Source organism: Roseomonas sp. E05, assembly GCF_030063475.1.
GTDB lineage: Bacteria > Pseudomonadota > Alphaproteobacteria > Acetobacterales > Acetobacteraceae > Pseudoroseomonas.
The window spans coordinates 19557-28268 of record NZ_JASIRT010000046.1 but is presented as its reverse complement, the minus strand read 5'-3'; the positions used below and the strand labels follow the sequence as shown (position 1 = coordinate 28268).

Below are 8712 nucleotides of genomic sequence, written 5' to 3'. Positions count from 1 at the left end.
GCCCGGCGGTGCCGCTCAGCGTCTCGGTCTTGGTCGTGCCGTAGATCCAGTTGGCGGGCGCGGCGCTGTCCGGCAGCGCGCCGGTGTTGGTGCTCGGGGCGGGCGTGGTCACCACCGGGATGGTCGGAGTCGTGGCAGGCTGCTCCACGACCACCGGGATGGTGTCGTCGGAGGGGCCGCTGAAAGCCGCCTTGTAGGCAGCGCCGGAATTGGGATCGCTGCCGTCCGACATCAGGCCGGGATAGGCCGCGTTCGAATCCCAGTAGGACTGGTAGGCCACATCATGGCTGTCGAACCAGTCCTGCACGAGCTTGATGTACTCGGCAGCATTGTCGCCGGTGACGCCCCACTCGGAATAGGCGGTCGGCTTGCCGTGCGCGACGGCGAAGTCCTCCAGCCACTGCAGGCCGTATTCGCGGTAGGCCATGTCCTCGAAGGCCTTCACCGGATCGGAGCCGCTGTATTCCGTCTTCCAGTAGAAATCCATGCCGATGATGTCGACATAGTCGTCGCCGGGATAGGCGGTGGAAGGGTCCATGCCGCCGGAGGCGGCGTCCACGCACCACTCGAAGACGAAACGGTCCGAGACGCTGCGGAAGGTGTCCACGAACTGGCGGTAGGCCTCGATATAGGCTTCCTCGTTCCCCTCGGCGGACCAGGCGAACCAGTCGCCGTTGAACTCCCAGCCCGTGCGAATGTAGATCGGCCCGTCGCCCTCGGTGCTGCTGGCCAGCGTCTCGGCGACGCTGCGGTAGTAGTCGTTGTAGGCGCCGGTCGCGGCCGTCGCGAGGCTCGCCGAGCCGTCATCCACGATCAGCGGCACCGACCAGAACAGATCGTCACTGGTGCCGCTCCAGAGCGTGTTGATCATCCAGGAGACGCTGCTGGTGAAGTCGGTCCAGCTGGCGCTGCCCACCACGGCATGCACCAGATCGACCTCGCGCCCCAGCCAGTTCTCGGACTGGGTCAGGTGGGAAGGCTCGTTGCCGACATAAACACCGAGGGCGGTCATGGGAGGCTCTTTCGAGGAAGTTGCCGGGCTATCCCGGACGTTTTCACTCAAAAGTGATTGATATCTGTTAAGAGAATGTTGCCGGATAAAATCAACCCATAGGCGCATTCCGGCTCTGGCGGGCTTCTAAGGCTTGCGCCCTGTTTGGCGTGGATTGCCGGGCTATCCGTCCGCTGACGGTGCCCAGCCCCATGCCCGGAGGGGAGGTGAGCCCAAGGCCAGCCGATACATCGCGCGGCTGGGATGCAACGCCGGAGCACTGGCTGGGCGGGAGAGGGCTGCTGCTGCCCGGCAACCGCCTTGTGTGCGGCGGGCAGCGCTCTTCTCAGTGCGGGAGTGGCAGAAACAGGCCCCGCATGGCGCCCGCGGCCAGGCCAGGCTTGACCCCCCTGTGACGCGCTGCATAGCCTTCGCGCACCCGCTCGCGGGCACAGGGAAGGAAACAGTCATGCAACGCCGAACGCTCCTCCAGGGAGCCGGGCTGGGCGGTCTCGCCCTTGCCTTGCCCTCCCTCTCCAGGCCAGCCCTGGGACAGAACAGCCGTGCCGGCACACTGCGCTTCGTTCCCCAGGCCAACCTGACGGCGCTCGACCCGATCTGGACCTCGGCGATCGTCACCCAGATGCATGGCTACCACGTCTATGACACGCTCTATGCGGTGAATGGCGCGCAGAAGCCGCAGCCGCAGATGGCGGAGGGCCACACCGTCTCGGATGACGGCCGGGTCTGGCGCATCCGCCTGCGGGAGGGGCTGAAGTTCCACGATGGCGAGCCGGTGCGCGCCACCGACGCCGCCGCCAGCCTGGAACGCTGGTCGAAGCGCGATCCGTTCGGCCAGCTCCTGGCCAAGGTGGTGGAAAAATGGGGCGCAACGGATGACCGCACGGTGGAGATCCGCCTGACCCGCCCCTTCCCGATGCTGCTGGACGCCATCGCCAAGCCGGACGCCAACGTCGCCTTCATCATGCCGGAGCGCGTGGCGAAGACGGATGCCAACGCGCAGCTCAAGGAGGTGGTGGGCTCCGGGCCATTCCGCTTCAAGGCCGATGAGTTCGTCGCCGGCAGCCGCGCTGTCTACACCAAGTTCGAGGGCTACCAGCCGCGCCAGGAGCCGCCGGACTGGGCCAGTGGCGGCAAGGTCGTGCATTTCGACCGCGTCGAGTGGCAGATCATGCCGGACCCTGCCACTGCCGCCGCGGCGCTGCAGGCCGGCGAGGTGGACTGGGTCGAGCAGCCGCTGAACGACCTGCAACCGGTGCTGCAACGCGACCGCAACATCAAGCTCGATACGCTGTTCCCCGCCGGCTTCCTGAGCCTGATGCGGCTGAACCACCTGCAGCCCCCCTTCGACAAGCTGAAGGTGCGGCAGGCCGTCGCGCTGGCCGTCAACCAGCCGGACTACATGCAGGTCACCATCGGCCAGGACCATTCGCTCTGGCGCGAGTGCCACAGCCTGTTTCCCTGCGGCACGCCCTACGGCACCGAGAACCTCTCGGAGCTTGCCCAGCCGCCGCGGAGCCTGGACCGTGCCAAGGCGCGGCTGGCGGAATCCGGCTATGCCGGCGAGAAGGTGGTGATCATCAACCCCACCGATTTCCCGCTGATCGGCCCGCACGGCCAGCTCACCGCCGACCTGCTGCAGCGGATGGGCATGAATATCGAGCTGGCGGAAAGCGACTGGGGCACGGTGGTGCAGCGCCGCGTCAGCCAGGAGCCGGTGGAGAAGGGCGGCTGGAGCATTTTCCACACCTACGGCTCGGCCATGGCCTATGCCAATCCCGGCGTCTCCTCGCTGGTGAAGGGTACGGGCCGGCAGGGCTGGTTCGGCTGGTACACCAGCCCGAAGATCGAGGCGATGATCCAGTCCTGGCTGGAGGCGCCGGACGAGGGCACGCGCAAGACCCTGGCCGACGAGATCAACACGATGGCGCAGGACGAGGTGGCGACCATCCCGCTCGGCCAGTTCGTCTCCCGCACGGCCTACCGCACCAACCTTACGGGCTTCGTGCAGGGCAGCATGCCCTATTCCTGGGGCGTGCAGCGCGCCTGAGGACGGCCAGGGGGCGCTGCCCCCTGGACCCCCGCCGGGGTGACAGTGTCACCCCGGACCCCGCCATCAGGGGCAGGATCCGGAAGGGGCAGCGCCCCTCCTGGCCCCGGTTTCAGGCGGTGATGCGCCGCAGCCACTCGCCCGCCCTGGCGAAGGCGCGGTCGGCGGCGCCGACATGCCCGCCGGCACGCAGGAAGCCGTGCATCGTCCCGGGGAACAGCGCCTCCTCCACCGCCACGCCCGCCGCGCGCAGGCGCTCGGCCATGGCGAAGTTCTCGCTGGCCAGCACGTCCAGCTCGGTCAGCGTCATGTGCACCGGCGGCAGGCCGCGCAGGTCGGCGCGGAGCGGGGCGGCGAAGGGGTTGAAGCGGTCCGCCTGCTGCGGCGCATAGGCATCCCAGTAGAAGCGCATCCGCTCCAGGGTCAGGCCATAGCCCTCGGCGAATTCCTGGTAGGAAGGCGTGTCGAAGCGGCTGTCATAGACGCCGTAGCCGAGCAGCAGGCCGCGCAGCCTGACCTCCGGCGCCTGCTCGCGCAGCAGCAGCGCGGCGCCGAGGGCCAGGTTGGCCCCGGCGGAGTCGCCGCCCAGCACCATGCGCGCGGCGTCCAGCCCCCACTCCGCGCCGCGCGCGGCCACCAGCCGCGCCACCCCGGCGCATTCCTCCAGCGCCTGCGGGAAGACCGCCTCCGGGCTCAGCGCATAGTCCGGTCCCAGCACGGCGCAACCCGCGGCGGCGGCATACTGGCGCATGGTGCGATCATGCGTGTCGATGCTGTTCCACACCCAGCCACCGCCATGCAGGTAGATCAGCACCGGCATAGGACCCTCGGCGGCGAGGGGGCGGTGCAGGCGGCAGGCGATGCGGCGGCCGCGCACCGGCAGCCAGATGTCGCGGCTCTCCGCCATGTCCGGCCCGCCGCCCAGGGTGAGGTTCAGCGCGTCGTTGCTGGCGCGGGCGGCGTCGAAGGGGCGCTCCAGCCGAATCGGCGGGAAGTCCTTCGCGCGGGCATCCATCATCGCCTGGAAGGCGGCCATCTCGGGATCGGTGCGGGGGTCGGTCTGGGCGTCGGGCATGGGTGACTCCGTTCTGCTTGTGCCCCGCCATTCAACGCCGGATGACCGGGAGCGCAACTCGGCGGCCGGCGCTGGACGCGACGGGGCAGCGGGCGCAGCCTCCAACGGTTCGCCCCTTTCCACCGGAGCCCCCGATGGCCGCGCAGCGACATCTGCATCTGGGCGCGTTCATGCGCCCCACCACCATTCATACCGGCGCCTGGCGCTATCCCGGCGCCTTCCCGGACGCCAACTTCAACTTCGCGCATCTCAAGCGCCTCGCGCAGACGCTGGAGCATGGCCGGTTCGACGCCTTCTTCATGGCCGACCACCTTGCGCTGCTGAACATGCCGATGGAGGCGCTGAAGCGCAGCCACACCGTCACCTCCTTCGACCCGCTGACGCTGCTGCCGGCCCTGGCGGCGGTGACGGAACGGATCGGCCTGATCGCCACGGCCTCGACCACCTTCAACGAGCCCTACCATATCGCGCGCAAATTCGCCTCGCTGGATTATCTGAGCGGCGGCCGCGCGGGCTGGAACATCGTGACCACCTCCAACCCCGATGCGGCGCTGAACTTCGGCCTGGAGGAGCATGTCGAGCACGGCGAGCGTTACCGCCGCGGCCGCGAGTTCTTCGACGTGGTCACCGGGCTGTGGGACAGCTGGGCCGACGACGCCTTCCTGCGCGATCAGGAGCAGGGCCTGTTCTTCGATCCGGCCAGGCTGCATGTGCTGGATCACAGGGGCGAGCACTTCAAGGTGCGCGGCCCGCTCAACGTGGCGCGGCCGGTCCAGGGCTGGCCGGTGATCGTGCAGGCCGGCGCCTCGGAGGCGGGCCGTCAGCTCGCCGCCGAGACCGCCGAGGTGATCTTCGCCGCCACGCCGACGCTGGCCGACGGGCAGCGCTTCTACCGCGACGTGAAGGGGCGCCTGGCGGCGCTTGGCCGCGCGCCGGAGCACCTGAAGATCCTGCCCGGCGCCTTCGTGGTGGTCGGCGAGACGCCGGAGGAGGCGCGCGCCAAGCGAGCGAAGCTGGACAGCCTGGTCTATTACGAGAGCGGCATCGCCGCGCTCTCCATCGCGCTCGGGCTGGACGCCTCGGGCTTCGACCCGGACGGCCCCCTGCCGGAAATCCCGCCGAGCAATGCCAGCCAGAGCGGCCGCGAGCGCGCCATCGCGCTGGCGCGGCGCGAAGGGCTGACGGTGCGGCAGCTGGCGCAGCGGCTGGGCGGCTATGCCGGGCTGGCGATGGTCGGCACGCCGGCCATGATCGCCGGCCAGATGGAGGAGTGGCTGCACGGCGAGGCCTGCGACGGCTTCAACGTGATGTTCTCGCACCTGCCGGGTGGGCTAGAGGATTTCGTCGGCCAGGTGGTGCCGGAGCTGCAGCGGCGGGGCCTGTTCCGGCGCGACTACGAGGGCCTCACGCTGCGCGAGCATCTTGGCCTGCCGCGGCCGGCGAACCGCTTCTTCCCGGGCTGAGCCAGCCCCTGCCGCCGCCCCGGCAGCACGCGCCCGTGCTGCCGGGGCGGGAGCGGGGTGCTTGACCCGCGCCTCCCCTTCTGTCCCGATCTGCCGCATGACCGCTGACAACCCGCTCCTCGCCCCCTGGACCACGCCCTTCGGCCTGCCGCCTTTCGACACCATCCGGCCCGAACACTTCCCCGACGCCTTCGGGCAGGCGATGCAGGCGCATCTCGATGAGATCGCCGGCATCGGCGCCGATCCGGCCGTGCCGAGCTTCGCCAACACGATCGAGGCGCTGCAGCGCAGCGGCCGCGACCTGACACGGGTGCAGGCGGTGTTCTCCAACCTCGTCGTCAGCCAGGGCGGGGCGGCGCTGGAGGCGCTGGACCGCGACTGGTCGCCGCGCCTCGCCCAGCACGGGATGCGCGTGGCGCTGGACCCGGCGCTCTTCGCGCGCGTCGAGGCCCTCTACGCGCGGTGCGAGGCGCTGGGGCTGGCGGAGGACCAGCGCCGATTGCTGGAGCGCACGCATCTCGGCTTCATCCGCAGCGGCGCGGCGCTGGATGCGGCAGGCAAGGCGCGGATGGCCGCGATCACCGAACGGCTGGCCGTGCTGCACACCGCCTTCGGTCAGAACGTGCTGCACAACGAGAAAACCTGGTCCCTGCCGCTCGCCGAGACGGACCTGGACGGCCTGCCCGACTTTGCACGCGCCGGCGCGGCCGAGGCGGCGGCGGAGCGCGGCCTGCCCGGCTATGCCATCACCCTGGCGCGCTCGCTGATCGAGCCCTTCCTGACTTTCTCCGCCCGGCGCGACCTGCGGCAGGTGGCGCATGCGGCCTGGGTGGCGCGCGGCACGCATCCCGGCGCGCATGACAACCGCCCGCTGATCCCGGAGATCCTGGCGCTGCGGCGCGAGCGGGCGCAACTGCTGGGCTATCCCGGCTTCGCCGAGTTCCGGCTGGCCGACAGCATGGCGGGCTCGGTGGAGGCGGCCGAGGGGTTGCTGGCCGAGGTCTGGGAGCCTGCCCGGCGCAAGGCGGCGGCGGAGCGCGACCGGCTGCTGGCCGTGGCGCGGGCCGAGGGGCTGGAAGGGCCGCTGCAGCCCTGGGACTGGCGCTACTACGCCGAGAAGGTGCGCCGCGCCGACTACGACCTCGATGAGACCGAGCTGAAGCAGTATTTCGTGCTGGAGAACATCCAGCAGGCCGCCTTCGACACGGCCTCGCGGCTTTTCGGCCTGGAGTTCGTGCCGCAGCCCGGCCTGCCGGCCTACCATCCGGATCTGCGCGTCTATGAGGTGCGCGACGCCGGGGGGCATGTCGGCCTGTTCCTGGCCGACCCCTATGCGCGGCCCGACAAGCGCTCCGGCGCCTGGATGAGCAGCTACCGCGACCAGGAGGCGATGGATGAGGCTATCTCGCCCATCGTCGTCAACAACAACAATTTTGCTCGTGCCACGCCGACGCTGCTCAGCTTCGACGACGCCGAGACGCTGTTCCACGAGTTCGGCCATGCGCTGCACGGGCTGCTCAGCCGGGTTCGTTATCCCGCGCAGTCCGGTACCTCGGTGCGGCGCGATTTCGTCGAGCTGCCCTCGCAGATCTACGAGCACTGGATCGCCCTGCCGGAGACGCTGCGCCGCTACGCCCGCCATCACGCGACCGGCGCGCCGATCCCGGAGCGGCTGATCGAGCGGCTGCTCGCCGCGCGCAGCTTCAACCAGGGTTTTGCCAGCGTGGAATACACGGGCTCGGCGCTGATCGACATGGCGCTGCACCGCCACCCCGCGCCGGAAAGCCTGGACATCGACGCCTTCGAACGGGACTTCCTGGCGCGCATCGGCATGCCGCCGGAGATCGGCCTGCGGCACCGCCCGGCGCATTTCCAGCATCTCTTCGCCGGCGGCGGCTACGCGGCCGGCTACTACTCCTATCTCTGGTCGGAAGTGCTGGACGCGGACGGCTTCGAGGCTTTCGAGACGGCCGGCGATCCCTTCGAGCCGGCTATCGCCGCGCGCCTGCGGCAGCTGCTCAGCGCCGGCGACACGCGGGACCCGATGCAGCTCTACGTCGCCTTCCGCGGCCGCCCGCCCAGCACCGCAGCGCTGCTGCGCAACCGCGGGCTGGCGGCGTAGCGGCAGCGGGCCGCAGCGACCGCGCCGCGGCCCGGCGCCTCAGAGCATCGGCCTCCCGCCGGTGACCGGGATCAGCGCGCCGGTGATGTAGCTCGATTCCGGCGCCGCCAGCATGACGTAGGCGGCGGACAGCTCGACCGGCTGGCCTGCCCGCCCCATCGGCGTGTTCTTGCCGAACTCCGCCACATGGTCGGCTGGCATGGTGGAGGGGATCAGCGGCGTCCAGATCGGGCCGGGCGCCACGGCGTTCACCCGGATGCCCTTCTCCGCCACGAGTTGCGCGAGGCCGGCGGTGAAGTTGGCGATCGCCCCCTTGGTGGTGGCATAGGCCAGCAGCGAGGGGGAGGGGCTCTTGGCGTTGATCGAGCTGGTGTTGATGATCGTGCTGCCCGGCTTCATCTGCGGGATCGCCGCCTTGCACAGGTAGAACTGGCTGTAGATGTTGGTGCGGAAGGTGACGTCCCATTCCTCCGCGCTGATGTCCTCGATGCTGCTGAACGAGGCCTGGTGCGCGGCGTTGTTGACGAGGATGTCGAGCTTGCCGAACTCCTTCAGCGCACGCTCGACGAGGCTCTTGCAGTAGGCCTCGTCCTTCACGTCGCCTGGCACCAGCACCGCCTTGCGGCCCGCCTGCTCCACCCAGCGCGCAGTCTCTTTCGCATCCTCGTGTTCATTGTAGTAGGAGATCAGCACGTCCGCGCCTTCGCGCGCGAAGGCGATGGCGACGGCACGGCCGATGCCGGAATCGGCACCAGTGATGATCGCCGCGCGGCCCTGCAGACGGCCGCTGCCCTTGTAGCTTTCCTCGCCATGGTCAGGCTTCGGGTCCATCGCGCCCGTTGAGCCCGGCATGTCCTGTTGCTGCTTCGGCTGCGGGGGCTTCGGAGGATTGTTGATCTGTGTGCCTGCCACGGTTCTGCTCCTGCGGATTTTCGGGATGCAATGCCGGCCGCACCGGAAAGTGACCCTCGCCCTCCGCCGGCCGCCACC

The 8712-nt window shown here is 69.7% G+C and carries 6 protein-coding genes; 3 read left to right on the top strand and 3 right to left on the bottom strand.

Translation table 11 applies throughout. The annotated features are described in order from the left end of the window. A partial coding sequence (locus tag QMO56_RS24855; RefSeq protein WP_283530061.1) for a glycoside hydrolase family 26 protein occupies positions 1 to 1012 on the bottom strand: 1012 nt, incomplete at its 3' end. A gap of 448 nt (positions 1013 to 1460) precedes the next feature. Between QMO56_RS24855 and QMO56_RS24850 the strand changes: the two genes are divergently transcribed. Next, a complete protein-coding gene (locus tag QMO56_RS24850) occupies positions 1461 to 3062 on the top strand; it encodes an ABC transporter substrate-binding protein (RefSeq protein ID WP_283530059.1) in 1602 nt (533 codons plus the stop codon). Positions 3063 to 3174: 112 nt separating this feature from the next. Here the strand turns inward: QMO56_RS24850 and QMO56_RS24845 are convergent, their stop codons facing one another. After that, complete coding sequence (locus QMO56_RS24845; protein WP_283530057.1) at positions 3175 to 4137, bottom strand: alpha/beta hydrolase fold domain-containing protein; 963 nt, start codon at positions 4135 to 4137, stop codon at positions 3175 to 3177. 134 nt (positions 4138 to 4271) lie between these two features. Here QMO56_RS24845 and QMO56_RS24840 point away from each other — a divergent pair, with 134 nt between their 5' ends. Continuing rightward, a complete protein-coding gene (locus tag QMO56_RS24840; RefSeq protein WP_283530055.1) occupies positions 4272 to 5600 on the top strand; it encodes an LLM class flavin-dependent oxidoreductase in 1329 nt (442 codons plus the stop codon). A gap of 97 nt (positions 5601 to 5697) precedes the next feature. Further along, positions 5698 to 7722: a M3 family metallopeptidase gene (locus QMO56_RS24835; RefSeq protein ID WP_283530053.1), complete on the top strand. Its 2025-nt coding sequence runs from the start codon at positions 5698 to 5700 to the stop codon at positions 7720 to 7722. 39 nt (positions 7723 to 7761) lie between these two features. Here the strand turns inward: QMO56_RS24835 and QMO56_RS24830 are convergent, their stop codons facing one another. Continuing rightward, positions 7762 to 8574 (bottom strand): SDR family oxidoreductase, encoded by an 813-nt coding sequence (locus tag QMO56_RS24830; protein WP_283530050.1) that lies wholly within the window; start codon positions 8572 to 8574, stop codon positions 7762 to 7764. Positions 8575 to 8712: the final 138 nt, after the last annotated feature.